We start from the raw sequence: 25754 nt of genomic DNA, 5'->3' as shown, positions 1-25754 counted from the left end.
CGCTCAGGCCACCTTGGCCGCTTCGGCCGGACGGCGCTGCAGCACGAAGATGGGCTGCGCCCACTCCGTGTCCTTCTTCTTCTTGCTCGTGATGAGCGTCAGCTCCGAAGGATCGTAGACGTCGGTGTTGTGCGTCAGCGGCGTCGTCATCAGGTACTGCGCCTCGGTGTTCTTCAGGAACTCGCCGACCAGCTGGATGTTGCGGATGTCCAGGTGGGCAAACGGCTCGTCGATGAACACGAAGCCGCCGGAGCCGTCTTCCGACTTCAGCAAGCCAATCAGCAGCACCAGCGATTTCATCACCTGCTGGCCGCCCGACGCTTCGCCGTCGTTCATGCCGATGATGCCCTTGCCGTCGAACTTAAAGCGCACGTGCAGGCCCGCCTGCGACAACTGCGTATCGTCGTTCTCCAGCCGCACCGGGTCCGAGTGAACCTCGATGCCCGCCAGCTCGCCCAGCTCCTTGATGTTCTTGGAGTAGGTCTTGATGGTGTAGCGCAGCCGCTCCATGTAGGCGCCGCGCGCGTTGCCGGTGGCCTCGATGGCGCGGTTGTTCTGGTAGCGGCGTTCCTCGGTTTCCGACTGGCGGCCATGCAGCTGCTCGTTCAGGCGCTGGTACTGGTCGATCACGGTGGCGTCCAGTTCCCAGTCGCTGCGGGCCAGGCTGGCCTCCAGCGAGTGGACGCGCAACACCACCTGGTGCGAGTTCTGGTGCTCGCTGACCAGCGCCGTGCGGCGCGCCGGACGACGCCAGCTCTTCGGCAGGTGACGCCAGGCCTTGCGCAGCGCGAGCAAGGCGCGCGCGTGGTCGGCGCGCTGCTCGATCTGGCGCTTGTTGTTCAGACGCAGACCGGCTTCCGATTCCGACAGCGCAAAGCGCGCGTTCTGCCACGTCGTGTCGGCACGGGTGCGCGTGACGACGGCGTTCTTGATCAGCGTTTGCAGCTCGCCCAGACGGGTGCCGACTTCGGTGCGTTCCTCCTTCAGCGGCACGGCGTTGCGCGCCGCCTCGTCGAATTCCTCCTGGCGCGCGGCCAGTTCCTTGGCGGCGTCCACACCGGCCAGGCGCGATTTCAACGAACTGATTTCCGTCGCCAGCTTGGAGACGATCAAGGTCAGTGCATCCTCCTGCGCCTCCAGCGCCGGCAGCGATTTCTGGATCGCTTCCATACGCTGCGTGCGGCCGGCGGAACCGAAGCGGTAGCGCGAAGCTTCCACGAACAGCGAGCGTCCACCACGACGTTCGCGGTGGTAGGCGTCCGGCGTGATCCACTCGTCGTGGCTACCCAGCTTGGCGCCGGCGTCCACGGTGTCCACGCGGGTGATGCGCGAGAGCTGCTCCACCAGCCACGATGGCACCTTGGCCGAAAACTTCACCACCGACATCAGAGTATCGTCCTTGACCGTCGGCGCATGCACCAGGTCCGGCACGATGAAGTGGCGATAGCGCTCCTTCTCCGCCAGGCGGTAGGCTGCCGAGGCATCGGACGCTTTATCCAGCAGCACCACGGAGGCATAGCCACCCAGCACGCCCTCGATCGCGCCCTGCCAGCGCGCATCGGTCACCTCGACGATATCGGACAGCATGGCGTGGCCAATGCCGGCGTCGTTCAGCGCGCGACGCATGCTGCGCTGCGCCTCCGGTTCCGGCATCGCGGTCTTGCCCTGCAGGGCGGCGATGGTCGACAGCTCGCCGGCGATCTTGGCGGCGACGGCGTCGCGCGCCATGCGCTGGCGCGCCAGTTCGATTTCCTTCTCCTGCAGCTGCTGCGCCACTTCGGCCAGGTCGGCGCCGGCGTCGGCGGCCAGCTTCTGCAGGCGCGCCTTCTGTTCCAGCAGGCTGTCGAGCGGCTTGAGTTTGCCGTTGATCTGATTCAGGCGGCTTTGCAGCGCGGTAGATTCCTGCTCCAGCACCGTCTCGTGCTGTTGCGCGTCGCTCAACGCCTTGGCCTGCGCGGCCAGCGCGTTGCGCTTGTCGGTCAGCTGCTGGTCCGCCTGCATCAGCGGCTTGCGGGCATCGCGCAGCTGGCGGCTGATGTTGGCGTGCTTCTCGCGCGCCTCGTGGTACTCCAGCGTCGGCAGCACTTCTTCCTGCAGGTTGCGGCGTTCCTTGTTCAGGTCTTCCCACTGATGGTAGTTGGCCACGCGCAGGCGCAGGCCCTCCAGGTTGGTCTTGGAGGCTTCCAGTTCGGTCTCGAAGCGTTTCAGCTCGATCTCGGTGTCGCGCTGATGGCGCTTGGCTTCGTCGTAGGCGTCCAGCACCTCCTTGTCGCCGAAGACCTGGAACACCAGGTCCAGCAACTGGCGCGGCGCGTATTCGCACAGTTTATCGGTTTCGCCCTGCTCGAGCGCCAGCACTTTCGCCATCGCCGGCGACAGGCCGGCGTTGGCCAGGCGCTTGCGGTAGTTCTCGACGCCGAGCCAGTCGTTGCCGGCCTCGCCGATGTCCTCGATCTGCACGTTACCGGGACGCATAAGGTACTGGCGCTTCCAGTCGCCGCCGTTCTTCTGGATCTGGCAGAACAGCGTGACCTCGTCGTCGCTGAAGAAGCCGGAGCTGCGGAACGGACGGTTGGACAGCTGCTTGCCGACGTTCTTGTTGTCCACCACGGCGCGCAGCCAGGCGGTCTGCTGGCCGCTGTGGCGGGCGTAGTGCTTGTAGGTGCGGCCCATCGAGCAATCGAGGCCGAACAGCGTGCGCAGGGCGTCCAGCAAGGTGGTCTTGCCGGAACCGTTCTGGCCCGCGATGGTGATGATCTTGGCGTCCAGCGGGATGTTCTTGATGCGCTGCCAGTAATCCCAGTGGACCAGCTCTAACGATTTAATGTGAAACATGGCTTAGTCCTAGTCTGGAAGTTCGGTGTCGGGCGATTCGGGCAGCGGCGCCGGCGGCGGAGCTTCGAAGGCCGGGATGATCTCTTCTTCCTCTGGCTGCGCCTCTTCCTCAGGCAATGCCTCGTCGTTGGCGGCGGCCGGCGGCGCGCTGCGCGGCACCGGGATGATCTGCGCCGGCGAGCGTTTGAACACGTCGGCCAGCGCGCCGTTGATGATGCGCTCCTTCAGCAGGTCGGTGTCCATCATCAGGTCCAGCAGCGGGCCTTCGACGATGATGTCACCGCGGCGCTCGATGAAGCCCAGCTTGGCCAGGATACCGAGGTTCATGTCCAGGCGGGTCTTCTTGCCCAACTTGTCACCGAAGTCGGCCAGCAGCGCCTTGTAGGCGATGCCGATCGAGGTGTCCTCCGCGCGCGGCAGCGGCTTCTCCACGCCGAACATGTCGTTCTGGTCGTCGTCCGCGTGCTGGTGGGTCTCCTGGCGTTCGCGCTTGGGCAGGATGATCTGCGCCCACAGCACCACCAGCAGGGCCACGCCGTCGCGCGACAGGCCGAAGTTATTGTTTTGCCAGACGTCGCGCGCGCCGAAGATCTTCGGCTCGATGGCGCGGTGCAGCGCGATCGTCACGTGGTCGGCGTAGACGTTGTCCAGCAGTTTGAGGCCGGTGGCCAGCAGGCGCGCGTCCACTTCGGCGCGGAACAACTCGTCCGACAGCACGCGCTTGACCAGTTTATCGTCGCGGCGCAGGGTTTGATGCGTCAGCAGGCGCGCGATCAGGATTTGGGAATCGTCATTCATCTGACTTGTCGCCTTCCGTATTCAAAGACAGTGAGAGGGAGGCCAGGGACATCGCCGCCACGTGCAAATCGGGCAGCTGTATCATTTCGTCGGTTGGGGTGAACTTGACCGGCAGGCGCGCCAGTTCGGCGGTGGCGCCTTGCAGGCGGGCCTCGTCGGCGTCGCCCAGCAGCGGCAGCATCGAGGCGCGGTAGGAGGCCACGGCGAACGACGCCGGCAGCAGCGAATCCTGCACCGGGATCGATTTCGGGCCCTCGTCGGCGATGCTGGGGAAGTTGCCCAGCGCGGCGAAGTCGGACAGGCGCGCCAGCCAGTCATCGAGCTCGCGCTGCATCTGCGGGCCGTCGCTGATGGTGGTCGGGGCGTCGGTGCCGGTCGGCAGGCCGGTGGAGACGGCGCTGACGGCGCGGTCCTGCAGCAGCTCGGTCTCGGCCACGTCGATCATCTCGGCCGGCGTGATAAACAGCGGCACCACCGGCTGGTCGATGGCGTCGGTCGCCAGCGAGGCCAGGTCTTCGTGCAGCAGCAGCCAGCGCTTGATGTCGGTGGTGGACAGGCCGGACTGGCCCAGGTGCACGCGCTGACGTTCGATCTGGTTGAGCGCGCGCGAGAACATGCCCTGCATGTTGAGCAGCGCCGATTGCGCGCGGCCGATGGCCTGCGCCGCCTTGTGCGTGGCGCCGTCGGCGTTTTCGTCGGACAGGATGGCGCGCAGGATCTCGGAGCCCTTCTCCACCCAGTCGCAGGCGGTGTGCCACTTGGCCTGCGAGGCGCGCAGGCGGAACTCGGAGCCGGAGGCGATGGCGTCCGAGAACTCCTCGGTCAGGTCGACCAGGCGGCCCAGCAGGTGGTTCAGCTGTTCGACGGTGACGCCGCCCATCACCTGGGCGCCGGCCACCTGCGACAGCAGGAAGCCCATGTCGGCGTTGTCCTCTTCCTTGCCCAGCGCGAGCAGGCCGTCGATGGCCGACAGCACGTTGCGCGCCATCGGCGTGACGCGGTACACGGCTTGCTGCGCGTCCCAGGCCAGCAGCTGGTTGGTGCGCAGGCGCATCAGCACCGTCTCCAGCGATTCGGGCAGCAGGTAGGCCAGGCGGGTGTTGATGTCGGCGCGCGAGAAGGTGGACGAAGCGGCGTCGGAGGCCAGCTCGCGCAGCACCAGCAGGCGCACCAGGACGCCGTCGAAGCCGCCGTGGAACAGCGCGGTGAACACCTGCAGCAGCGGCTGCGCGCGTTTCAGGTGGTAGACCTGCTCGATCTCGTCGGCCGAAAAATTCGGCTGGAAGTGGGCTTGCAGGCTGTCCTGCTGCTGTTGCTGATCCAGCTCACTTGTTATAATTTCTATCATTCTTTGCCATTCTGTACGCATCGCAACGACTAGATTGCGGGGGCGTCAGTATAGCAGGAGCTCACTTTTTCACGGCCTTTTCCAGTGTCTGGTCGACGAAGTCGCCGTCGGCGTCGTTGAAGCGCACCCGCACCGGGTACCAGTCCATCGACGGCGCCAGCCACAGGTCGACCTGCTGCCCCTGCGCGTCCGGCGGCGGCGCCTTGACCAGGTGGACCGCGTTGACCTCGTTCGCGCCGATCTGCACCGGCTCGTTCTTCATCACCTTGAAGGTCCACGCCTCGGCGTCGCGGCGGCCGGCCACGAAGTATTTCCACTCGCTGCCCGGCTTGAACTTGTCCGGCGCGGCGTGCGCCTGCGCCGCCAGCTGCCACTGGATGCTGGTGCGATCCTGCTCGCCGCCCTTGATCGGATAGCTTTCGTCGCCTTCGCTGAAGGTGATGGTCCTGGCGTCGCGCTGGAAGGTGGTGGTGCTCGGGTCCTTGCGGAAGCGCTTCTCGTAGAAGATGGCCGGCGCCAGGCCGAAGTCGTCGACCGCGCCTTCGCTGCGGTTGTCGAGGATTTTACCCAGCAGCGAAACGCGGCTTTCGGTGGCCACCGAATATTTGCCGTCGCCGGCGCGCCACTGCACGGTGGCGGCGCCGCCCAGGCTCAAGCCGTGCTGCTTGGCCTTGATGACGTAACTCAGGTCGGCCGACGGCGGCAGGCTGTATGGCCGCTTGACGCTGGGGTGCTCGCCGGCCGGGACGTCGGCGGCGCGCGCCGCGCAGCTCAGCAAAATGGCGGCGCTCATGCCCAGCAGGCGCGCGGTGTAAGAACTATGCATATTATTTTCCTGTTTCTGTCATCGTGATTTTGGAGACGGTCTGCGTGGTCAGCGCGCCGCTTGCTTCGGTGTTGCGCAGCTGGACCGGGTACCAGTTCAGTCCCGGCGCCAGCCAGATGTCCAGCCGCGACGAGTAGCTGCCGGGGCGCGGCGGCCGGCTCAGATGCCAGGTCACCACCTTGCCCATCTTGGTTTCCAGCTCCTCCTCGCCCACCAGCTGGAAGCGGAACATATTCGCCTCCTTGTCCTCGCCGACCTGCATGTCGATATCGCTGCTGAACTGGTTGACGTCGGCGCGGCCGATGCCGCCCAGCTGGAACGGCACCGTCGTCATGTCCTGCGCGCCCACCATCAGCGGGTAGCTGCGCTCGGACGCCGAGAACGTGATGGTGCCGGCGTCGCGGTTGAAATGGGTCGCCGTCTCGGCCCTGCGGGCGCGCTTCTGCGTGCTGGTGGACGGCGCGATGCCGTAGTCGTCGATGGTGCCGGCGCTGCGCATCACCAGCAGGTTCAATCGCGTCACCAGCAGGCTGATGCCCGCTTCGGCCGAGGCCTGATAGTTGCTGCCGTCGGTCTGCCAGCTCATGTTGGCGGAGCCGGTCCATTTGGTGCCGTCGGCGTCGACCCGGGCCACGTCCATGTCAAGTTTGGCCGACGGCGGCAGGTTGACCTTGTAGCGGCGCGCGCCCTGCGGCGGCGCCTCCACCGGCACGGCGGCGGCCGGAGTGGGGCCGGTGGTGTCGGGCGGCGACGGCGTGCCGGTCTGCGCCTGCGCGGCGCCGGCCTGCGCGCCCGCCGCGTTTGCGTTCGCGCTGGCGTCGGCGGCCGGCGCCGTCGTTGGCGTGGCCGATGGCGCTTCGGACGGCGCGCTGTCGGCCACCGGCGGCGCGGCCGGTTCGGGCGCCGGCTCAGGCACGGGCGCGGGCTTGCGCTTGCGGGGCGGCTTGGCGGCCGGCGGCAAAGGCTGGACCTCTTCCGCTGGCGGCGTTTCCACATGCTTGGGCAAGGCCAGGCGCAGTTGCGCCGTCATCAGCGACGGCGGCAGCGGCGACGGCCGGTGCGATTGCGCGGCAAGGCGGTCGCCCACCCAATCGATCGCCAGATAATGCAGCGCCAGCGTGGCTGCACATAAAACCAGCAGGCGTCGGCGTGGGAATAGATGGGTGGGTAAGCGCATGCCGCTAGTTTAACGTGTTCGGCCCGAGCCTGCGCCCACGCAGAAATGTTGTCAAAATCTTTTGAAGCATGCGCCGTTATCTGCTACGCTGGACGTTATTCTTATAGGAGACCGCCATGGCCCACCCACAAATGCCGAACATCCCAGGTGCAGCAGTGATGACCGATACGCTGGATTTCGTCAAAAGCCTGTGGGGCAGCATGAGCGTGCCCGGCCTGACGGCGCCCACCCTGTCGGTGGAAGAGCTGGACAAGAAGATCAACGACCTGAAAGCGGTCGAGACCTGGCTGAACCTCAACATGAGCATGCTGCGCGGTAGTATCCAGGCGCTGGAAGTGCAGCGCGGGACCATCGCCACGCTCAAATCGGTCGGCGCCAGCCTGGCGGCGGCCGTCAACCAGCCGCAGAGCGGCGACCACAAATCCATCTTCGACGCCAATCCTTACGCCTCGGCCTTCTTCCACCATGCGCGCGAGGCGGACAAGGACAAGGCCGCAGCGCCGACGCCGGCAGCAGCACCGGCCGCCCCCGCAGCAGCAGCCGAAAAGCCGGCAGCCGCGGCAGAGGCCAAGCCGGCCACCGCTCCGATGGCCAATCCGGCGATCTGGTGGAATATGCTGCAGGATCAATTCAAGCAGGCCGTGTCGACGGCCATGGCGTCCGAATCGATGATGGCCACCGCAGCCGCCCGCGCCACCGATACGGCGGCCAAGTTCGCGGCGGCGGCCTCGCAGCCGGCCGCCAAGGCCAAGCAAACCGCGGCCGCAACCCCAGCCACGGCCTCCAGCGCCGCCGCGCCGAAGAAGGCGCCGGCCAAAAAACGCGCGCCGGCCAAGAAACCGGCCGCCGACAAGGTCTAGCGGCCCGCCGCGCCGCTCACGCCAGCCGCTGGATGCGGATGGCGTCGATCAGGCCATCGGCCTGGCGCTGCACCTTCTCGATATCGATCAAGCCCTCTTCTTCCAGCACCTTGGCGCTGGCGTGGGCGGCCTGAAAACTGTCCAGCGTATCTCCCTTGGCGGCGACCGGACGTATCCAGGCCACGCTGCCGATTTTCATTTTTGTATAAACTTCTTTTGCGATATCGCGCATAGATTGGTGCCCTTTATTTGCCCTCAATATTGACAGCGAATCAAGGCGCAGACAGGGCTGCGCCGCGATTCAGTGTAATCATTTGCCGTCCCCGAAACAAGGCTGCCGCAGGCCCCGTTGTTGCGCCCAGCCGTCACTCGCGCTGGTCCGGTATGGCGCCGTTGGCGGCCTCGTACTCGCTGGCGGCGGCCGCCGCCACCACGCCCGACATCGGCGCCAGCATGGCCAGTTGTTCCATCAGCTGGGCGAAGCGCTGCTGGCCCGGCGCGATGGCGTCGACATGCATCAGCACCGCGATCGCCTCGTCGGCCAGCTCGCGCACGTAGCCGGTCTGCTGCAGCTGCGAGATCAGGATCTGCGCGGAGTTGAACAGGATGCGCATATTGTGCGGCAGCGCCTTGCGCGCCACCCGCATCCACTCGACCGCCTCGACCAGCTTGCCGGTCTTCCACAGCAGCACGCCCTTGTTCATCATGTCCGCCGCTTCCTTGCGCGAAGCCTTGATCAGCTCCACGCCCTCGTCGGTCATGCGCGCCTTGTCGAAGATCTTCTGCACGTCCTCCAGCAGCGGCGCGTTGTCGTGGTTGTTGCGGGTGACGTAGCACAGCAGCCCCACCGGCGCTTCCTTCACGCCCACCGCGAACAGCAGCGTCGCCATGTCGAGGCAGGTGTCGGTGTCGGGACGCTGCTTGCTCTCGTCGGCCAGCATCGCCTCCAGCTCGTCGCCGGACTTGCGCGCGCGCCGGTAGTCGCCGGTCTCGTGGTACACCAGCCCCTCGGTGATCTTGGCGCGCAGCTCCACCTGGTCACCGCCGAACTGGTGGACCGCCGCGTTCAACAGGCGTATGGCTTCCTTGGTGTCGTTCTTCTGCGCGCATACGCGCGCCAGGCCGAAGAAGGCGTCCACCGTCTTCATCACCGAATACTCGCCGATCTCGATGCACTTGCGGAAGGCCTTCTCCGCCACCGGGATGTTGCCCAGCTTGAGCGCAGTCTGGCCCAGCGCGCGCTGGCGCGGCACCGAATTGGGCGACAGCTTGGCGGCCTTTTCCAGCACGCCGAAGGCTTCCTCGGTCTTGCCCTGCAACTGGTAGGTCTTGGCCAGCTGGTCGAAGGCGTCGATGTAGAAGCGGTTGTCGGTGATCACCGCCTGGAACATGGTCAGCGCCGCATCGAGCTCGCCGTTGTTCATCAGGATCTTGGCCAGGCCGCAGCGCGCCCAGTTGTAGTCGCGCTCCTCCAGCACCTGCTCGTAGACCTTGCGCGCCTGTTCCGGCTCGCCGCTCTTGAGCAGCAACGCGGCCTTCATGCGCAGCAGGTCGATCTCGTGCAGCGGATTGTGGGCGATCTGCTCGTCGCACAAACGCGCCGCGCGCAGGTAGTCCTTGTCGGCGAAGGCCTGGTCGATTTCGCGGAATATCTGCTTCTTGTTCCACACGCGGTTCAGGCGCGTCAACAGCACGCCCTCGGTGATCGGCTTGATGATGTAGGCGTCCGGCTGATGCTCGGCCGCGCCCATCACCGACTCCACGCTCTTCTCGGCGGACACCATCAGCCACACGCTGCTGGGCAGCATCAGGTTGCGGATGCGCGCCTCCTCCAGCACCTGCTGGCCGTTCTTGCCGTCGCCCAGGTTGTAATCGCACAGCACCACGTCGTAGCGGGTCTTCGACAGCAGCATCATCGCCTCGCCGCCGCTGGCCGCCTGGTCGATGTGCTTGGCGCCGAGGTTGCGCAGCGATTCGCGCAGCAGCTGGCGGATGCCGACGAAATCGTCCACCAGCAGGTAGCGCTTCTCCGCCCAATCGACGTCGCCGTCGGCGGCCGAGGCGATCGCTTCGACGCCGCTCATGGCAAGCGCAGCACGAAACAGCCGCCGCCCAGTGTGCCGCCGTTCTCCAGCGCGATGCCGCCGCTGCGCTGGCGGTACTTGTGCATCTTCGCCACTTCGCTGGAGAAGTAGAGACCGAGGCCGCTGCTGTTGTTGAGGAAGTTGATCGCGCTGCGCTGGCTGTTCATGGCGCTGGCGCCGGCCTCCAGCAGCGCTGGCGGGAAGCCGTCGCCGTTGTCTTCGACGCGCAGTTCGAGGTAGTCGCCATCGATGCGAATCGCCACGCGCAGGCGGTCGCGCGTGTAGCGAATGGCGTTGTTGATGGCGTGGACCAGCACCCCGATGATCAGGTCCTCGTCCAGCGTCCAGATGGCGTCCGGCGGAAAGTCCAGGTCCAGCGCGATGCCGCGCGATTGCAGCAGGATGCGCGCCTGCGCCGCCACCTGCTCGACCAACTCGCTGACGCGGCAGGCGGCGGGGTCGAACGGGTAGCCCGGCTTGCCGACATCCTTGTACAGCGCCAGCAGCTGGATCAGGTTGTCGTTGAGGCGTTTGGTCTGGTACAGCATCTGCGCCAGCTGGCCGTAGCCCGGCTGCTCGGGCGACGTGGGCGCCGCGGCCAGCAGGTTCTCCAGCGTGCCATTGAGGACGCCGATCGAATTCTTCATGTCGTGCACAGTCGACGCCAGGAACATGAACAGCTCCGGCGAACCTTCGTGGTGCTGCGCTTCTTCTTCATCCATCGTTCGGTTCTCCATGGACGGCGCGAGTCGGGATGGTTATTTGTGCCGCAATTATAGCCTGTTGATATAGCAGCGCCAACGCGGCGTTGGCGCGCATGCAACGGCTGCCTGTCCCCGGCTACTGGCTGCGGCGGCGCTGCTTGAGCAGGAAGCGGCCGGGATCGAGGGCGTCGACCAGCATCGCCTCCAGCGGCGGCGGCGCGTTTTCCAGCTGCGACACCAGCAGTTCGGCCATCAGCGGCGCCCAGATCAAGCCGCGCGAGGCGTAGCCCAGCAGGCCATACAGGCCGGGATGGCGCGGCACGTCGCGCAGGCGTTCGAGCCGGCCGGCGGACGGATAGTCGGGCAAGGCGCCCGCCAGCGGCAGGCGATCCGGCGCGGCGCAGCGGAAGCCTACCCGTCCCGCCAGCGGCGCGGTGGCGGCCAGCGCGGCGACGGCCTCGCCGGGCACGATCTCGGCGAGGCGGGTCAGGTTTTCCAGCTGGCTGTCGGCGCGCAGTTCGGGGTCGTCGTCGTTGTCGTAGGTGGCGCCGGCGCAGACGATGCCGCCGGACGGCGGTGTGACATAGGCCTCGCGGCAGACCACCAGCGGCAGCACCGGCGGCATCGGCGCGGGTGCGGGCGTGGCGCTGGCAGCATTGGACATCGACGGCGCCGGCGCGGCGGCGGCGCGGGTGGCATCCGGCACCGGCAGGTGCGTGACCTGGCCGCGCAACCGGGTCAGCGGCAGTTCCGCCGCCTGCGCGATGTTGACGGCGCTGGTGCCGTTGGCCAGCACCACCGTGGGCGCCTGCGCGATCAAGGCGCCGTCGCCGCCGCGCACCTGCCATTCGCCGTCCACGCGCCGCAGCTCCAGCGCCTCAGTGGTGAACACGCGCCGCAGGCGCTCGCCGCACGCGTCCAGCATCGCCGCGCACAGCGACGCGGGACGCGCCCAGCCGCCCTGCCCGAACAGCCAGCCGCCGTGCGGCGTGGCGCCGCCCAGCAGTTCGCCGGCGGCTGCGGCGTCCAGCCAGCGCACGTATTCGTCGGGATAGCCCCATGCCGCCACCACGTCCCGCTGCACCGTCGCGTGCTCGGCGTCGCGCGCCAGTTGCAGCACGCCGCAGCTGGCGCCGTCGAACACGCGGCCCACACCGCCCAGCCGCCGCCACTCGCGCAGCGCGAAGGTGTAGGCGGCGCGGCTCAGGCGCGTGGGGATGTTGTCGTCCTTCGACAGCAGCGGCATGAAGATGCCGGCCAGGTTGCCGGACGCCTCCTGCGCCGGCGCCGCGTGGCGTTCGATCAGCGTGACCTCCCAGCCGCTGGCGCACAGGCGTTGGCTGGCCGCCGATCCGGCCACGCCGGCGCCGATCACGATCGCGCGGCGCACCGGTTCCGCTGGCGGCGCGGCTTGCGGCTTGCGGCTTTGGTAGACCGCGTTGATGTCGCGCGTGGCGTCGATGGCCTTGCAGGCGAAACCTGCCGCCGTCAGCGCCCACGCCAGTTCCTCGTCCGGCGCCTGCGCGTGCAGGGTGGCGCCCAGCACGGCCAATTTCGCCAGCCCGCGCGCATGCGCTGCGGGGAACGACGCGGCGACATGGAAGGCATCGACCCGCGCGGCGATCTGCGGCAGCACGGCGTCCAGCGCGCCGGCCAGCAGGTCCAGCGTGACGCGGCCGTCGTCGAGCAGGATGCGGTGGAAGCCCGGCACGTCCAGCGGCCACAGGGCGCGCAGCTGCGGGTCGGCGATGATGTCAGCGCTGGGGACGCGCGGCGTCACCGCCAGGTAGTGCAGCACGCCCAGCGGCGGCAAGGCGCGCCACTCGGCCATGAAGCGTTCGCCGTGGCCGAAATCGGTGTCCAGCACCACGCGCCGCGTCATCGCTTGCGCGCCCGGCAGAAGCAGTCCGGCGCATGGTCGTTCACCATGCCGATGCCCTGCATGTAGGCGTAGATGATGGTCGAGCCGACGAACTTGAAACCCAGCTTGGCCAGGTCCTTGGAAATGCGATCCGACAGCCCGGTCTTGGCCGGACGCGGCCCCTCGGCGGCATCGAGCGGCTTGCCGCCGACGTAGGCCCACAGCCACTGGTCCAGCGTGGTGCCGCTGGCGCGCAGGCGCAGGTAGGCCTGCGCGTTGGTGATGGCCGCCGCCACCTTCAGGCGGTTGCGCACGATGCCGGCATCGGCCAGCAGCGCGGCCACCTTGTCGGCGTCGTAGGCGGCGATCTTCTCCGCGTCCCACTGGTCGAAGGCGGCGCGGTAGTTCTCGCGCTTGTTGAGGATCGTCTCCCAGCTCAAGCCAGCCTGCGCGCCCTCCAGGTTCAGCATCTCGAACAGACGGCGCTCGTCGTGGCAAGGCACGCCCCATTCCTTGTCGTGGTATTCGAGGTAGAGTGGATTGGCGGGATTGGCCCAGCTGCAGCGCGTCTTGGTCATGGCGGAGTGAGATCGGGGAGAAGCCGACAGTATAGCAAGCGGTGGGCTATCATATGGGCCCCTCACCTCGACGGAGCTTGGCATGCAATTCGAAGCGAAGATTGAATGGAACCGCAACGGGCAGGACTTTCTGGGGCAGCGCTACAGCCGCGCCCACGCATGGCAGTTCGACGGCGGCGCCACCGTGCCCGCCTCGTCGTCGCCGCTGTCGGTGCCGCTGCCGATGTCGGACGCCGCCGCCGTCGATCCCGAGGAGGCGCTGGTGGCCGCCACCTCCAGCTGCCACATGCTGTTCTTCCTGTCGATCGCCGCCAAGCGGGGGCACACGGTCGACAGTTATCGCGACCACGCCGTCGGCCAGATGGGCAAGAACGCAGCGGGGAAAATGGCGATGACGCGCATCGCGCTGCGGCCGGTGATCGCCTTCGCCGGCACCGCGCCGCCGGGCGCCGACGAGCTGGAAGCCATCCACCACGAGGCGCACGACAAGTGCTACATCGCCAATACGCTCAACTGCGAGGTGGTGGTCGAAGCGGTCTAGGTTTCGAGGTCGCTGGACAGGCCCACGCGGCGGCGCTCGCCGCCCAGCACCAGCGGCCCGGTCAGATTGCTGACCAGCCGCACCTCGCCGTCCGCCACCGCCTGGTCCAGCTGCTGCATCAGGCGCGGGAAGATGCCGTCCGGGCGCGTGGCGGCGGTGCTGTACAGCGCCGCCCAGGCATTGCGGCCGGAGCGCTTGGCGATGTACAGCCCCTGGTCGGCCAGCTCCACCACCTGCGACCATGACAGCAAGCGCGGTTGCTCCGTCAGGAAGGGGAAGCAGGCAAACCCGATCGAACAGGTCTTGGACAGGCGCGCGCCATCCGGCAGCAGGAAATCGCGGTCGGCCACGGCGCGGCGCATGCGCTCGGCCACCACATGGGCCTCGTCGCGGTGCGTGGCGCGCGCCAGCACCAGGAATTCCTCGCCGCCCCAGCGGATCACATAGTCCGATTCGCGGAACACTTCGCGCAGGCGCTCCTGCATCTGCACCAGGATGGAATCGCCGGCCGCATGGCCGTAACGGTCGTTGACCTCCTTGAAGTGGTCCAGGTCGACCATGAAGAACACCAGGTCGTTGGGCGCCAGCAGGTCGCACTCGGTCAGCTCGCGATGCTGGCAGGTGTCGTAGCCGCGCAGGCTCATGGCCACGTCGGCGTCGACGTTCTGCAGGAAGAAGCGGCGGTTGCGCAGGCCGGTCAGCTGGTCGGTCAGGCTGACCTCCTCCAGCGCCTTGTAGGCCTGCTCCAGTTCCAGGTTCTTTTCCAGCAGCTGCTCCTGGGTCGCGCTCAGGGTCTTGAGCGTGGCCGCCACCTGGCGGTAGGCGCTGGCGTTGTCGAGCGCGATCGCGCCGTAGGCGCACAGCGTGCGGAAGATCAGCCGTTCGCGCTCGCCGTAGGCGCGTTCGTGCAGCGACTGCACCGTCATCACGCCCAGCACGCGCTCGCCCACGCGCAGCGGCGCGAAGATCAGGCTCAGGGTCGGCAGCGTGCCGGGGATCAGGTTGGGCGTGAGGTCGGCCTCGCCCAGTTCGAGCAGGATCTCGCGCCGCTCGCGCACGCAGCGCGCCGAGTTGGCGTTCGGGTCCGACAGCGGCACCCGCACCGGCGGCACCGGATTGCCGGCCTCCACGCCGAAGGCGCAGGCCAGCCACTCGCCGCCCGGCTCCAGCAGGAACACCGAGAAGTGCGTGGCGTCGAGCAGGCCGTGCACGTGGCGGTCCAGCGCGCGGAACACCGCCGCCGCGTCCAGGTGGGCGGTGATCTCCTGGCCGATGGCGCTCAGGTGCTCCAGCGTGGCGCTGGTCTGCTGCAGCACCTCGGCGCGCTGGGCCTCGGCGGCGGCCAGCTGGCGGTGGTGCTCGCCCTCGGTCTGCGCGCGCTCGGTCTGGTACTGCACCTGCATCGCGATGGCGCGGTTGGTGGCCTGCTGGCTGTGGGTTTGGTCGCGCGCGGCGCTGGCCTGCAGCGCGATCGCGTAGGCGCGCGCGTGGTCGCCGATGGCCGCGTACTCGCGCGCGGTGGCGTCGAGCAGCGCACCGGGCACGGTGTAGCCCTCGATGGTGGCGGCGATCTCCAGCGCCAGCTGCAGGTAGTGCAGCACCGGATTGGCCGCCTTCATGTCGGCCGGCGGCGGCAGCCGGTGGCGCGCGTGGATGTCGGCCAGCACATTGAGCGCGGCGATCTGGCTGGAGGCGTCGGCGTGTTCGCGCGCCAGCGCCAGCGCGCCCTGCGCGGCGGCCAGCGCCTCCTCGGGCCGCGCCAGGTGCGACAGCGCGTGCGCCTGGCCGCGCCGCGCGCTGCTGCGGAAGTCGGTCTGGCCCAGCGCGTCGCCGCGCGAGGCCAGGCGGGTGAAGCTCTCCAGCGCGGCCGCGTGGTTGCCCAGGTCCAGCGCCAGGTCGCCCTGGTATTCCAGCGCCACCGCGTAGGCGCGCGAGCCGGACAAGGGCGCCAAGGTGTGGAGCGCCTCGCGCAGCAGCGTCTGCGCCGCCTCGCGCTGGCCCAGCTGGCGCAGCGTTTCGGCCGTCTGCATCAGGCACATGCCGATGCTCAGCGGCCAGCCGGTGGGGCGCGCCAGATCCAGGCCGCGCTGCATCCAGTCCAGCGCCGCCTCGTGCGCGTTCAGGCTGGTGAAGCCGTTGCCGATGTTGGTGGCGACGATGATGGCGCGCCGTATCTGCCCGGTCGCCAGCGCGGTTTCGTAGCTGAGCATGAGGTGGCCGATGGCGCGGCCGTAGTCGCTGCGCTGGAAGGCGCAGGTGCCGAAGAAGTCGCTGATCCAGCCGGCCGCGACCGGCGGGACGTCGCTCAGGTCGGTGCCGAAGCGCCCGCTCCAGCGCTGCTGCGCGGCCTTCCAGTCGCAAAAGGTGTCGCAGATGCCGGAGGCGGCGTCGATGACGTCGATGCGCACCGGGTCGCCGGCGGCGCGGGCGGCCAGCGCGGCCTGCTCCAGCCAGCGGTCGCCGGCGCTGCTGCTGCCGCGGTCGTTGGACACCCAGGCCAGCACCCAGCAGGCGTCGGCGCGCACGCGGTTGGCCCTGGCCGGCAGCGCGGCGGCCTGCTCCAACAGCTGCAGGGCTTGTTCGGCCTGGTATTGGGCGGGATCGAGCCGGCCGTTCAGCCATTCGGCCTCGGCGCCGATCAGCAGCAGGCGGGCGCGCTGCAGCGCGGCCTCGGCCTCGGGCAGCACGGCCAGCAGCGGCGCGAGCTCGGCGGCCAGGATTTGCGCACGCGACGGGTCGCGCTGGCGCAGATGCCAGGCCAGCGCCGACAACAGGGGCAGACGCGACGAGCCTTGCGCTTCAGACAACTCCGCCTGCCAGCGCGCCAGCTCCACATCGTGCGCAAACATATTCACCAAATAACTTCCCTTTACTGTGTGCTACCCGCTCCCGGTCGGAGCGGCAGGCGCCATTGCCTTAGCGCATGTAGGCGCTGTTACAGCATTATTCCACAGTTTACGGACTGCCCTGCCAGCCCTTTTTAAGTCCCTGAAATCAAAGGGATTTTAGTTCCCAGTGGAAATTATTTTAACCCAGAGAAATGTTGCGGCGTGCCGACAGCCGTGGCTCGCGGTTTGGGCGTAGGATGGCAAGGTTCGCCGATCGGAAATTTATTTTACGGTCGAGGGAATAATCCGGTCGTACCTTACGTATACGCAATGACAGCGCCGCTTTGCGCCGCCGTTCCACCCAACCGTAAAGGACCCATGCCATGAAGATCGCCATCCGCCTGTCCACCCTCGTCGCCGCCGCGCTGCTGGCCGGCGCCGCCCACGCCGACACCGTCATGAAAAAAGACGGCATCCTGGTCAACTCGGCCGGCATGACCGTGTACACCTTCGACAAGGACGCGGCCGGCGGCGGCACCAGCGCCTGCAACGGCCCGTGCAGCGAGAACTGGCCGGCCGTGGCGCCGTCCACCAGCGTGGCCCCGCCGTATTCCGTGATCACCCGCGAGGACGGCGCCAAGCAGCTGGCCTACAAGGGCAAGCCGCTGTACCTGTTCAAGAAGGACGCCAAGCCGGGCGACCGCAACGGCGACAACTTCAAGGACATCTGGCACGTGGTCAAGGACTAAGCGCCGCCCATGCAAGACGAGCGCGACCGCCTGATCGCCTGCATCCCGCGCCTGCGCCGCTATGCGCGGGCGCTGCTGGGCGGCCGCGCCGACGCCGACGACCTGGTGCAGGACACCGTCGAGCGCGGCTGGGACAGGCTGGCCAGCTGGCGGCGCGGCAGCGACATGCGCGCCTGGCTGTTCGGCATCATGCACAATCTGCACGCGGACCAGCAGCGCCGGCCGGCGCTGGCCACCGAGCCGCTGGACGACGCGCTGGCGCCGGCCATGGCCGACACCACCTCGCACGGCCTGGCCCTGCGCGACATGGACAAGGCGCTGCGACAGCTGCCGCCGGAACAGCGCGAGGTGCTGCTGATGGTGGCGCTGGAAGAGATGCGCTACGACGAGGTGGCGGCCGCCCTCGATATTCCGCTCGGCACGGTGATGTCGCGCCTGTCCCGCGCCCGCGAGCGGCTGCGCCTGATCCTGCAGGGCCAGCCCCTGCCCTCCACGCTGAAGGTCGTCAAATGAATCGCCCTGTTACCGAAGCCGAACTGCAAGCCTGGGTCGACGGCCGCCTGCCGCCCGAACGGCGCGGCGCGGTCGACGACCACCTGGCCCGGCATCCGGCCGACGCGGCGCGGCTGCAAGCCTACCGCGAGCACGGCGCCGCGCTGCGCGCGCTGTACCAGCCGGTGCTGGAGCAGCCGGTGCCGCCGGCCCTGACCGCGCGCATGACGCCGCCCGTCCAGCGCCAAGGCTGGCGCGGCTGGCTGGCCCCGGGCCCCGGCCCGGCCTGGCCGCCGGCGCTGCGCGCGACCGCCATGCTGGCGCTGAGCGTGGCCGCCGGCGGCGCCGGCTGGCTGCTGCGCGGCGCCGCCGGCGACGACGGCGCCCTGGGCGCCAACGCCGGCCTGGCCGCGCTGCCGCGCCGCGCCGCGCTGGCGCACGTGGTCTACACGCCGGAGATCCGCCACCCGGTCGAGGTGGGCGCCGACCAGCAGGCGCACCTGGTGGCCTGGCTGTCGAAACGGCTGGGGGCGCAACTGAAGCCGCCGCAGCTGGCGGCGCTGGGCTACGCGCTGGAGGGGGGCAGGCTGCTGCCCGGCCAGAGCGGGCCGGTGGCGCAGTTCATGTACCGCGACGGCGCCGGCGCGCGCCTGACGCTGTACGTGTCGACCGAACAGACCCACAACCAGGAAACCGGCTTCCGTTTCGCGCAGGAGGGGCAGGTGGGGGTGTTTTACTGGATAGACGGGCGCTTCGGCTACGCCCTGTCCGGCAACCTGGACAAGGCGGCGCTGGCCACCTTGTCCAGCGCCGTCTATGCCCAGCTGGAACCGGCGCAGTGAACGCTTACGAAGCGTGCTTGCTGATCTCGATCAGGCGCGTGCGCATGACGTCGGTGGCGGCGGGGCCGGGCGCGAACATATAGTCCTCGTCGTTGATGGCCAGGCCGCTGTTGGCGTCGACCAGCACCTGGTCGGCCGGCTTGCCGGTCTCGCGGCTGACCACCAGCAGGCTGGCGCCCTCCGGTGCCAGGTGGTCGTTGCCCCAGGCGATGAAGGCCAGCAGCACCGGCTTGAAGGCGCGGCCGGACTTGGTCAGCACGTACTCGTAGCGCGGCGGACGGGCGCTGTACTGGCGGCGCTCCATCAAGCCCCCTTCGACCAGGCCGGCCAGGCGGCGGGTCAGCATATTGGGGGCGATCTTCAGGCTCTTTTCAAATTCGTCAAACCGCGACAGGCCGTAGAACGCATCGCGCAGGATCAAGATACTCCACCACTCCCCCACCTTCCCCAGGCTGCGGGCGATAGGGCAAGGCATACGGCCAAAATCGGTATGTTTCATTTTTCGACTCCTCGGTTCCAGGGTTAGCACATCAGAGCGGACTTGCTGCACCCGCGTCACGGCTGAATTCATTATTATCTATCCAAGAAACATGTGCTTTTGCTATAGGAGACTACAGTTTTGATTGCGTAGAAATCTATTAAAAAAATTGTGAACATAGGAAAAATATGCAACAGCCTTGCAAGCCGGACGGACCAATCCCGTACCGCCGCCTGTGTCGCGGCGGCGGCTAAATCTATTAAAAATTTTTAAAAGATAGGCATAATGCTCACAGGCGTGATAAAACCTTATCAACCCGGTATCGAAGGTGGGACCATGACTGCCAGCGACACACAACAGAGCATCTTGATCGTGGACGACTCCGCGTTCGAACAGCGCATGCTGGTCGACCTGCTGAGCGAACTGCCGTACAAGGTGTCGGTGGCCGTCAACGGCCTGCAAGGCTACCAGCTGGCGCTGGCCCAGCATCCCGACCTGATCCTGCTCGACGTGCGCATGCCCAATATGGACGGCTACACCGCCTGCCGCCTGCTCAAGGCCAATCCCGTCACCGAGGACATCCCCATCATCTTCCTCAGCGGCGCCGACGCCGACGAGGAGCGCATCATGGGCCTGTCGATCGGCGGCGTGGATTTCGTCGCCAAGCCGTTTTCGCCGGGCGAGCTGGCGGCGCGCATCCAGGTCCACCTGAAGCTGGCCCGGCGCGCCAGCCGCCAGCGCGCGGCCCCGGCCGCCGCGCCGGCGCCGGCCCTGGGCCGTCCGGCCGAGGCCGATCCCGACGCGGTGCTGGTCAACGCCGCCAGGCGCCTGATCGCCGACAACCTGGCCTCGCTGCCCGGCCTGGCCGAGATCGCCCGCAGCGTCGGCACCTACCGCGAGAAGCTGTCGCAGGTGTTCCGCGAGCACACCGGCATGACGGTGTTCGCCTACATCCGCGAGGCGCGCATCCGGCGCGGCGAGGAGCTGCTGCGCGACACCGACATCGACGTGCAGGACATCGCCCTGATGATAGGCTTTAACAACGCCGGCAATTTCGCCACCGCCTTCCGCGAGCGCCTGGGCGTGACGCCGAGCGCCTTCCGGCTGTCGATCCAGCATAAAAAAACGCCGCACGGCTGAGGCCGGCGGCGTGGTCGGGCGAGGCGGGCGCCCGTCAGCGCAGGCGGAATACCGCCACCACGCCGGCCAGCTTGGCGGCCTGGTCCTGCAGCGAACCGGCCGCGGCGGCGGCCTGCTCGACCAGCGCGGCGTTCTGCTGGGTCACCTCGTCCATCTGCACGATGGCCTGGTTGACCTCCTCGATGCCGGTGCTCTGCTCGCTGCTGGCGGCGGAGATCTCCGCCACCACGTCGCTGACCCGGCGCACGCTGGCCACCACCTGCTCCATCGTGCTGCCGGCCTGCTGCACCAGCGCCGTGCCGTTGTCGACCTGCTGCACCGAATCGTCGATCAGGCCCTTGATCTCCCTGGCCGCCGCCGCGCTGCGCTGGGCCAGGTTGCGCACCTCGGACGCCACCACCGCGAAGCCGCGGCCCTGCTCGCCCGCGCGCGCCGCCTCCACCGCCGCGTTCAGCGCCAGGATGTTGGTCTGGAAGGCGATGCCGTCGATGACGGAGATGATGTCGACGATCTTGCGCGACGAGGCGCTGATCGATTCCATGGTGGCGATCACCTCGCCCACCACCTTGCCGCCGTCGGCCGCCGTGCCGGACGCCGACTGCGCCAGCTGGTTGGCCTGGCGCGCGTTGTCGGCGTTCTGCTTGACGGTCGAGGTCAGCTCCTCCATCGCCGACGCGGTCTGCTCCAGCGAGCTGGCCTGGCCCTCGGTGCGGGCCGACAGGTCCAGGTTGCCGCTGGCGATCTGCGCCGACGCCGTGGCGATGGTGTCGGTGCCGCCGCGCACCTCGCCCACCACCCGCAGCAGGCTGTCGTTCATGGCCTTGAGCGAATGCATCAGCTGGCCCGTCTCGTCCTTGCCGTGGCTGACGATGTGGCCGGTCAGGTCGCCCTCGGCCACGCGGCGGGCGATGCCCACCGCCTCCTCCAGCGGCCCGGCCACGATGCGCGCCACCATGGTCGCCAGCACGCCGCTGACCACGATCAGCAGCGCCAGCGTGCCCAGCACCATCTTGCGCGACATCGCATAGGTGTCGGAGGCCGACTTGTCGGCGGCGGCGCTGCCGTCGTCGTTGATCTTGACCAGCGCGTCGAGCTGCTCGTTGACCTGCCGGAACAGCTTGTTGGAGCCGGCGCGGAACAGCGCGCGCGCCTCGTCCTTCTTGCCCTCGCGCGACAGCGCCGCCAGCTTGTTGCTGGTGGCCAGGTAATCGTCGAGCGACTTCTGCAGCTCGGCGTAGATGCGCTTCTCGTCCGGCTCGGACACCAGCGCCGCGTACGACGCCTGCTGTTTGCGCAGGGTGTCCAGGCGGGTCGCCATCGACTTCTCGGTGGCGACCATTTCAGCGTCTTCGGCCAGCAGGATGTGGGTGGCCTCGGAGATGCGGTAGCGCGACAGCGAGGCCTGCATCTGCCCCAGGTAGCGCACCGCCGGCAGCCAGTTGGTGGCGATGTCGGTCGACGCCTGGTTCACCCGCGCCAGCTGGCTGAGCGTGAACACGCCCAGCACGCAGGTCAGCGCGATCACCACACCAAACGATACGATCAGCTTCTTGCCGATTCTTAAATCATAAAACCATTGCATGGTATCTCCTCAGGTCATTCCTTATGGAAATATCATCATAGATCGGGTGCCGGTGAATGTCACCCTTTCATTGCATGCAGGGTGGCGGGCTCGCCGGCCCGGCGCATCTGGCGCTGCCAGAAAAACCACGACACCAGCGCGTTGACCCAGTAGGCCGCGTACAGCAAGGCGGTCAGGCGCAGGCCGCGGCTGGCGTACAGCGGCACCGAGATGGTGTTGACCAGCAGCCAGAACGGCCAGGTGTCGAGGCGCCGCCCCATCAGCAGCAGCTGGGCCACGATGCTGAACATCAGCACCGCCGAATCGATGAAGGGCGCGTAGGCGTTGGTGTAGGCCTGCAGCATCAGCCCGTAGCCGACGGTGGCCGCGGCGCCGACCCCGACCATCCAGCCCAGCGCGCCCAGCCTGGCGCGGCTGATCGGCAGCGCGCCGCCGGCGTCGCCGCGCAGCCAGCGCAGCCAGCCGATCAGACAGGTGACGATGAAGAACAGCTGCAGCGCCACGTCGGCGTACAGCTTGACGCTGTAGAACAGCGCGGCGAACATCGCGCAGCCCAGCACGCCCAGCCACCACGAATGCACGTTGTTGCGTCCGGCCAGGACGATGGAGACCGTCATGACGGCGTTGGCGGCGATTTCAAGGGATGAGGTCAACAGGGGCTTCCAGTCCGGCGCTTGGTGGTGCTAGTTGCGGCAGTCCGCCGGCAGCACGCGGGCGGGGATGTCTTCGCTGCCGCAGTGCCAGGCAACGCGCTTATTCTCGTCCAGCCTGGGCGTGAACGCAATAGCCTTGCCGCGATAGCCGGGGTCGGACGGGAACACGCGCACCACGCCGTTGCCCGGATCGACGGTGATCTCCTGCACCACGTGGCTGGGATCGTCCATCGCATAGCCGGCCTGCGCCAGCGTGACCGGGCTGCGGCCGTTGGCGTAGATGTAGCGCTCGACCGCCGCCGCCGCGTCCTGGCCGACGCCGGCCGCCTGGGCCATGCGGGCGCGCGCCAGGTAGTCGTTGTAGGCCGGCAGCGCCACCGCCGCCAGCATGCCGACCAGCGCCGCCACGGCGACCAGCGAACCGAGGCCGCCGCCGCCCAGGCGCGGCACGCACAGCGCCAGCGCATAGGCCAGGCCGTGGCGGGCCGGCGGGTTGGCCTCGTGGCCGGCCGCCAGCGCCCTGACCGCCGCCATGCGCTTGACCAGCCACGGCCGGTCGCCCACCAGCTCGTGGAACGACATCCAGAATCCGGACGCGGCGCGCGCCTGGTCGGCATACGCCGCCGTGTTCATCTGGCGCCAGCGCTGGCCGCCGGCCGCCAGCGCGGCCAGTCCGTGCTGGGCGCTCTGGAGGTCGTCGCAGGCGTGGAAGCCGTGGCGGTCGCAGGTGTACTCGCGGGCGCGCGCATACGCCGCGCCCAGCAGCGGCATCAGCGCGGCCGGCGCCAGCAGCGCCGACCAGCGCAGGTGGCGCCGCTTGATATGGCCGAGCTCATGGCCGATGTGAAAATTGATCGCGTCCGGCTGCGCCGCCAGCGCCTCGACCAGGTCGGCGTCCAGCACGATGATGTCGGCGCCGAGGAAGCGGGTGGCGCAGCTGTTAAAGCGCCCGCCCGCCCGCAGCAGATAGGCTTCCGGCGCGGCGTCCAGCGCCAGCCGCTGGCGGCACAGCTCGACGCGCTGGTGCAGGTCGGGAAACTGCCGCGGCGTGATGCGCACCGCCGTGCCGCGCAGCCGGGACGCCAGCGACGCTTGCGCCAGGCACCAGGACAGCAGGAGCAGCAGCAGATAGGCCAGCGCCAGGCCCCGGATGGCCAGCAGCAGCGCGGCCCAGATCAGCAGCGCCACCGCCAGCATGATGCCGAACAAGGCACTTTCGTTCTTATAAACCAGTTCCACCGCGCTCCCGGATAAAAAGTTTCCACGCGGCTATTTTAATGGCTGGTTTGAGAAAAACATAACTATTTATGATAACTTTACACCGGCATCCATCTGTAACACGGCTTGCAGCTCGGCCAGATCGAGCGGCTTGACCAGATGGGCGGCGAAGCCGGCCTGGCGGCTGCGCGCCTTGTCGCGCGGCTGGCCGTAGCCCGACAGCGCGACCAGCTTGACGCCGGCGCCGCCGGGCAGGCGGCGCAGGTGGGCGGCCAGCTCGTAGCCGTCCATGCCCGGCAGGCCGATGTCGAGGATGGCCACCTGCGGCATGGCGGCGGCGGCGGCGGCGATGGCCTCGGCCGGATCGTAGGCCACGGCGGCGCGGTAATCCAGCACGCCCAGCAGCTCGCTGAGCGCGTCGGCGGCGTCCCGGTTGTCGTCCACCACCAGCACGCTGGCGCCGGCGCGCTGCGCTGCGGCCGCCTCGGCCGCCCCGGCGGCATCGGCCGCCAGCGCGTCCGGCAGCGTGACGGTGAAGGTGCTGCCGCGTCCTTCGCCGTCGCTGTGGGCGCTGACCGTGCCGCCGTGCATCTGCACCAGGTTGCGCACCAGCGCCAGCCCGATGCCCAGCCCACCCCGGGCGCGGTCCAGCTGGCGCTTGCCCTGCACGAACAGGTCGAAGACATGCGGCAGCAGGGCCGGCCCGATGCCGCAGCCGTCGTCCGTCACCTGGATCTGGATGGCCTGCTGCTGCAGCCGGGTGTTGAGCGTGATGTGGCCGCCGGCCGGCGTGTAGCGCGCCGCGTTGCTCAGCAGATTGGACACCACCTGCGCCAGCCGCGCCGGATCGCCATGCCAGCGCACGGCCGGCACCTCGACCAGCAGGTGGTGGCGCTTTTGCTCCAGCAGGGGGCTGGCCATGTCGACCGCCCGGTAGATCACGTCCGACAGCAGCACCGATTGCTTGCGCAGCTCCACCCTGCCGCTGGCGATGCGCGAGACGTCGAGCAGATCGTCGACCAGCCGCACCAGGTGCTCGACCTGGCGCTCGATCACGGCCTGCTCCTGGCCGGTGTCGGCGCCGCGCAGCTTCATCAGCTTGAGCGCGGTGACGATGGGCGCCAGCGGATTGCGCAGCTCGTGCCCCAGCAGCGCCAGGAATTCATCCTTGATGCGCGCCGACAGGTGGAGGTCGACGTTCAGGCGTGCGCTTTCGGCCATCGCCAGCGCCAGCGCGCGGTCGCTTTCGAGCCGGCTCAGCGCGGCGCACACGGCGCCGGTGATCTGTTCCAGGAACTGGCGGTAGGCGTGGTCCAGCGGCAGGCGCGGCGACAGGCGGAACGCCAGCGCCAGCTCGGCGCACAGTTGCAGCTCGGCGCCGTGGATGACGACCTGGCCGCCGTCGGCGCCGGCCAGGTCCGCCGCCGCGCCGCGCTGCATCCGCACCCCGGCCAGGTCGTGCGGATGGTCGGCCGCCCACAGCGCCAGGCAGTCGGCCACCTGCGACGCGTCGCCGCAGTCCAGCAGGCTGCGCGCCAGCCGGTCCAGCGCCTGGCGGCGGCGCGCGGCCAGCACCTGGGCGGTGGTCTCGGTGCACACGGCCAGCACTCCGCCCACGCGGTCGTGGTCGTCGAACACCGGGGTGTAGGCGTAGCTCCAGTAGACGTCTTCGATGCGGCCGTTGCGCCACACCGGCAGCAGATGGTCGGCATGCCATTGCGGCTCGCCGCCGCCCAGCACGCGCTCGATCTGCGGGCCGATCGCGGCCCAGTGCTCCTGCCAGCACGCCGGCCCGGCCTGGCCCAGCGCGGCCGGATGGCGGCCCTCGCCGAAACACGGCACGGCGGCGTCGTTGTAGATTTGCGCCAGCTGCTCGCCCCACCACAGGAACATCGGCTGGGCCGCGTGCAGCACCAGGCCGACCGCGGTGCGCAGCGAGGCCGGCCAGTCGGCCACCGCGCCCAGCGGCGTGTGTTCCCATGCGTGGCGCCGCACCATGTCGCGCATCGGCGTGCCGGCGCCGATGAAGCGCCAGGCGGGTTCGCACATGACGGGGGACAGGGCGGGGAAAGATTGCGCCGGCATAAAGATTCCAGATGCAGAAAGCCAGAGTGTAGCAACTGTGCCGTACAGCGGCGCACAATAGCGCGCCGGCGCGGA

General features: G+C 68.4%; 22 protein-coding genes. 6 read left to right on the top strand and 16 right to left on the bottom strand.

All coding sequences use genetic code 11. The features are described from left to right. Positions 1-3: 3 nt before the first annotated feature. From AC07WS_RS04660 to AC07WS_RS04640, 5 genes are all read right to left on the bottom strand, one after another. Entirely contained in the window at positions 4-2835 is a 2832-nt protein-coding gene (locus tag AC07WS_RS04660) for an ATP-binding protein (RefSeq protein ID WP_494727911.1), read from the bottom strand. 9 nt (positions 2836-2844) lie between these two features. Beyond that, a complete protein-coding gene (locus AC07WS_RS04655) occupies positions 2845-3633 on the bottom strand; it encodes a hypothetical protein (RefSeq protein ID WP_494727910.1) in 789 nt (262 codons plus the stop codon). Further along, positions 3626-4981: a hypothetical protein gene (locus AC07WS_RS04650; protein ID WP_494727909.1), complete on the bottom strand. Its 1356-nt coding sequence runs from the start codon at positions 4979-4981 to the stop codon at positions 3626-3628. The genes AC07WS_RS04655 and AC07WS_RS04650 overlap by 8 nt, the downstream gene beginning before the upstream one ends. 61 nt (positions 4982-5042) lie before the next feature. After that, complete coding sequence (locus AC07WS_RS04645) at positions 5043-5807, bottom strand: DUF3108 domain-containing protein (RefSeq protein ID WP_494727908.1); 765 nt, start codon at positions 5805-5807, stop codon at positions 5043-5045. Between the two features lies 1 nt (position 5808). Further along, on the bottom strand, positions 5809-6984 hold the full coding sequence (locus AC07WS_RS04640; RefSeq protein WP_494727907.1) for a DUF3108 domain-containing protein: 1176 nt from the start codon (positions 6982-6984) through the stop codon (positions 5809-5811). 116 nt (positions 6985-7100) lie between these two features. On the opposite strand from AC07WS_RS04640, the gene AC07WS_RS04635 reads away from it, so the two are divergent. After that, entirely contained in the window at positions 7101-7844 is a 744-nt protein-coding gene (locus AC07WS_RS04635) for a PhaM family polyhydroxyalkanoate granule multifunctional regulatory protein (RefSeq protein WP_494727906.1), read from the top strand. A gap of 16 nt (positions 7845-7860) precedes the next feature. Here the strand turns inward: AC07WS_RS04635 and AC07WS_RS04630 are convergent, their stop codons facing one another. The 5 genes from AC07WS_RS04630 to AC07WS_RS04610 form a co-directional block, all read right to left on the bottom strand. Continuing rightward, positions 7861-8043 carry a hypothetical protein gene (locus AC07WS_RS04630; RefSeq protein ID WP_494727905.1) on the bottom strand — a complete coding sequence of 61 codons (183 nt, stop codon included), beginning with the start codon at positions 8041-8043 and terminating at the stop codon, positions 7861-7863. A 166-nt stretch (positions 8044-8209) separates the two neighbouring features. Further along, complete coding sequence (locus AC07WS_RS04625; protein ID WP_494727904.1) at positions 8210-9928, bottom strand: tetratricopeptide repeat protein; 1719 nt, start codon at positions 9926-9928, stop codon at positions 8210-8212. Further along, a complete protein-coding gene (locus AC07WS_RS04620; RefSeq protein WP_494727903.1) occupies positions 9925-10650 on the bottom strand; it encodes a sensor histidine kinase in 726 nt (241 codons plus the stop codon). Before AC07WS_RS04620 ends, AC07WS_RS04625 begins: the two co-directional genes overlap by 4 nt. Before the next feature lie 118 nt (positions 10651-10768). Next, positions 10769-12514, bottom strand: a complete 1746-nt coding sequence (gene mnmC1, locus AC07WS_RS04615) for an FAD-dependent 5-carboxymethylaminomethyl-2-thiouridine(34) oxidoreductase MnmC1 (RefSeq protein ID WP_494727902.1) — start codon at positions 12512-12514, stop codon at positions 10769-10771. Beyond that, positions 12511-13071: a DNA-3-methyladenine glycosylase I gene (locus AC07WS_RS04610; protein WP_494727901.1), complete on the bottom strand. Its 561-nt coding sequence runs from the start codon at positions 13069-13071 to the stop codon at positions 12511-12513. The genes mnmC1 and AC07WS_RS04610 overlap by 4 nt, the downstream gene beginning before the upstream one ends. Before the next feature lie 82 nt (positions 13072-13153). Here AC07WS_RS04610 and AC07WS_RS04605 point away from each other — a divergent pair, with 82 nt between their 5' ends. Then, positions 13154-13612: an OsmC family protein gene (locus tag AC07WS_RS04605; RefSeq protein WP_494727900.1), complete on the top strand. Its 459-nt coding sequence runs from the start codon at positions 13154-13156 to the stop codon at positions 13610-13612. Here the strand turns inward: AC07WS_RS04605 and AC07WS_RS04600 are convergent. After that, positions 13609-16461: a diguanylate cyclase gene (locus AC07WS_RS04600; RefSeq protein ID WP_494727899.1), complete on the bottom strand. Its 2853-nt coding sequence runs from the start codon at positions 16459-16461 to the stop codon at positions 13609-13611. The two genes, AC07WS_RS04605 and AC07WS_RS04600, sit on opposite strands and share 4 nt — an antisense overlap. Before the next feature lie 362 nt (positions 16462-16823). Here AC07WS_RS04600 and AC07WS_RS04595 point away from each other — a divergent pair, with 362 nt between their 5' ends. From AC07WS_RS04595 to AC07WS_RS04585, 3 genes are read left to right on the top strand one after another with little or no spacing between them, the layout of a single operon-like run. Beyond that, entirely contained in the window at positions 16824-17189 is a 366-nt protein-coding gene (locus AC07WS_RS04595; protein WP_494727898.1) for a COG4315 family predicted lipoprotein, read from the top strand. 9 nt (positions 17190-17198) lie between these two features. Next, a complete protein-coding gene (locus AC07WS_RS04590; protein ID WP_494727897.1) occupies positions 17199-17702 on the top strand; it encodes an RNA polymerase sigma factor in 504 nt (167 codons plus the stop codon). Then, on the top strand, positions 17699-18523 hold the full coding sequence (locus tag AC07WS_RS04585; RefSeq protein WP_494727896.1) for an anti-sigma factor family protein: 825 nt from the start codon (positions 17699-17701) through the stop codon (positions 18521-18523). Before AC07WS_RS04590 ends, AC07WS_RS04585 begins: the two co-directional genes overlap by 4 nt. Before the next feature lie 4 nt (positions 18524-18527). Here the strand turns inward: AC07WS_RS04585 and AC07WS_RS04580 are convergent, their stop codons facing one another. Further along, a complete protein-coding gene (locus tag AC07WS_RS04580) occupies positions 18528-19022 on the bottom strand; it encodes a winged helix-turn-helix transcriptional regulator (protein WP_494727895.1) in 495 nt (164 codons plus the stop codon). A gap of 315 nt (positions 19023-19337) precedes the next feature. Here AC07WS_RS04580 and AC07WS_RS04575 point away from each other — a divergent pair, with 315 nt between their 5' ends. Further along, a complete protein-coding gene (locus tag AC07WS_RS04575; RefSeq protein WP_494727894.1) occupies positions 19338-20141 on the top strand; it encodes a response regulator transcription factor in 804 nt (267 codons plus the stop codon). 34 nt (positions 20142-20175) lie between these two features. On the opposite strand, the gene AC07WS_RS04570 is transcribed toward AC07WS_RS04575, so the two are convergent. The 4 genes from AC07WS_RS04570 to AC07WS_RS04555 all read right to left on the bottom strand — a co-directional run bounded on the left by AC07WS_RS04570 (position 20176) and on the right by AC07WS_RS04555 (position 25679). Continuing rightward, the gene (locus AC07WS_RS04570) at positions 20176-21723 is read right to left on the bottom strand and encodes a methyl-accepting chemotaxis protein (protein ID WP_494727893.1); all 1548 of its coding nucleotides are present in this window, start codon (positions 21721-21723) and stop codon (positions 20176-20178) included. A gap of 59 nt (positions 21724-21782) precedes the next feature. After that, on the bottom strand, positions 21783-22376 hold the full coding sequence (gene pnuC, locus AC07WS_RS04565) for a nicotinamide riboside transporter PnuC (RefSeq protein WP_494727892.1): 594 nt from the start codon (positions 22374-22376) through the stop codon (positions 21783-21785). 30 nt (positions 22377-22406) lie between these two features. Continuing rightward, positions 22407-23615 carry a M48 family metalloprotease gene (locus tag AC07WS_RS04560; RefSeq protein WP_494727891.1) on the bottom strand — a complete coding sequence of 403 codons (1209 nt, stop codon included), beginning with the start codon at positions 23613-23615 and terminating at the stop codon, positions 22407-22409. A gap of 66 nt (positions 23616-23681) precedes the next feature. Further along, entirely contained in the window at positions 23682-25679 is a 1998-nt protein-coding gene (locus tag AC07WS_RS04555) for a hybrid sensor histidine kinase/response regulator (protein WP_494727890.1), read from the bottom strand. Between the last annotated feature and the right edge of the window lie 75 nt (positions 25680-25754).

It is taken from the genome of Duganella sp. GW821-FHT01E12 (assembly GCF_059422325.1).
This window is presented reverse-complemented; position numbering and strand designations above follow the sequence as displayed.

Excerpts from the sequence above, each read along its gene's own strand:
- AC07WS_RS04660 (WP_494727911.1), bottom strand. The coding sequence starts at position 2,835 with ATGTTTCACATTAAATCGTTAGAGCTGGTCCACTGGGATTACTGGCAG.
- AC07WS_RS04590 (WP_494727897.1), top strand. The coding sequence starts at position 17,199 with ATGCAAGACGAGCGCGACCGCCTGATCGCCTGCATCCCGCGCCTGCGC.
- AC07WS_RS04650 (WP_494727909.1), bottom strand. The coding sequence starts at position 4,981 with ATGATAGAAATTATAACAAGTGAGCTGGATCAGCAACAGCAGCAGGAC.
- AC07WS_RS04625 (WP_494727904.1), bottom strand. The coding sequence starts at position 9,928 with ATGAGCGGCGTCGAAGCGATCGCCTCGGCCGCCGACGGCGACGTCGAT.
- AC07WS_RS04645 (WP_494727908.1), bottom strand. The coding sequence starts at position 5,807 with ATGCATAGTTCTTACACCGCGCGCCTGCTGGGCATGAGCGCCGCCATT.
- AC07WS_RS04635 (WP_494727906.1), top strand. The coding sequence starts at position 7,101 with ATGGCCCACCCACAAATGCCGAACATCCCAGGTGCAGCAGTGATGACC.
- AC07WS_RS04570 (WP_494727893.1), bottom strand. The coding sequence starts at position 21,723 with ATGCAATGGTTTTATGATTTAAGAATCGGCAAGAAGCTGATCGTATCG.
- AC07WS_RS04620 (WP_494727903.1), bottom strand. The coding sequence starts at position 10,650 with ATGGATGAAGAAGAAGCGCAGCACCACGAAGGTTCGCCGGAGCTGTTC.
- AC07WS_RS04640 (WP_494727907.1), bottom strand. The coding sequence starts at position 6,984 with ATGCGCTTACCCACCCATCTATTCCCACGCCGACGCCTGCTGGTTTTA.
- AC07WS_RS04580 (WP_494727895.1), bottom strand. The coding sequence starts at position 19,022 with ATGAAACATACCGATTTTGGCCGTATGCCTTGCCCTATCGCCCGCAGC.
- AC07WS_RS04600 (WP_494727899.1), bottom strand. The coding sequence starts at position 16,461 with ATGTTTGCGCACGATGTGGAGCTGGCGCGCTGGCAGGCGGAGTTGTCT.
- AC07WS_RS04585 (WP_494727896.1), top strand. The coding sequence starts at position 17,699 with ATGAATCGCCCTGTTACCGAAGCCGAACTGCAAGCCTGGGTCGACGGC.
- AC07WS_RS04595 (WP_494727898.1), top strand. The coding sequence starts at position 16,824 with ATGAAGATCGCCATCCGCCTGTCCACCCTCGTCGCCGCCGCGCTGCTG.
- AC07WS_RS04610 (WP_494727901.1), bottom strand. The coding sequence starts at position 13,071 with ATGACCAAGACGCGCTGCAGCTGGGCCAATCCCGCCAATCCACTCTAC.
- AC07WS_RS04555 (WP_494727890.1), bottom strand. The coding sequence starts at position 25,679 with ATGCCGGCGCAATCTTTCCCCGCCCTGTCCCCCGTCATGTGCGAACCC.
- AC07WS_RS04630 (WP_494727905.1), bottom strand. The coding sequence starts at position 8,043 with ATGAAAATCGGCAGCGTGGCCTGGATACGTCCGGTCGCCGCCAAGGGA.
- AC07WS_RS04605 (WP_494727900.1), top strand. The coding sequence starts at position 13,154 with ATGCAATTCGAAGCGAAGATTGAATGGAACCGCAACGGGCAGGACTTT.
- AC07WS_RS04655 (WP_494727910.1), bottom strand. The coding sequence starts at position 3,633 with ATGAATGACGATTCCCAAATCCTGATCGCGCGCCTGCTGACGCATCAA.
- AC07WS_RS04575 (WP_494727894.1), top strand. The coding sequence starts at position 19,338 with ATGACTGCCAGCGACACACAACAGAGCATCTTGATCGTGGACGACTCC.
- mnmC1 (WP_494727902.1), bottom strand. The coding sequence starts at position 12,514 with ATGACGCGGCGCGTGGTGCTGGACACCGATTTCGGCCACGGCGAACGC.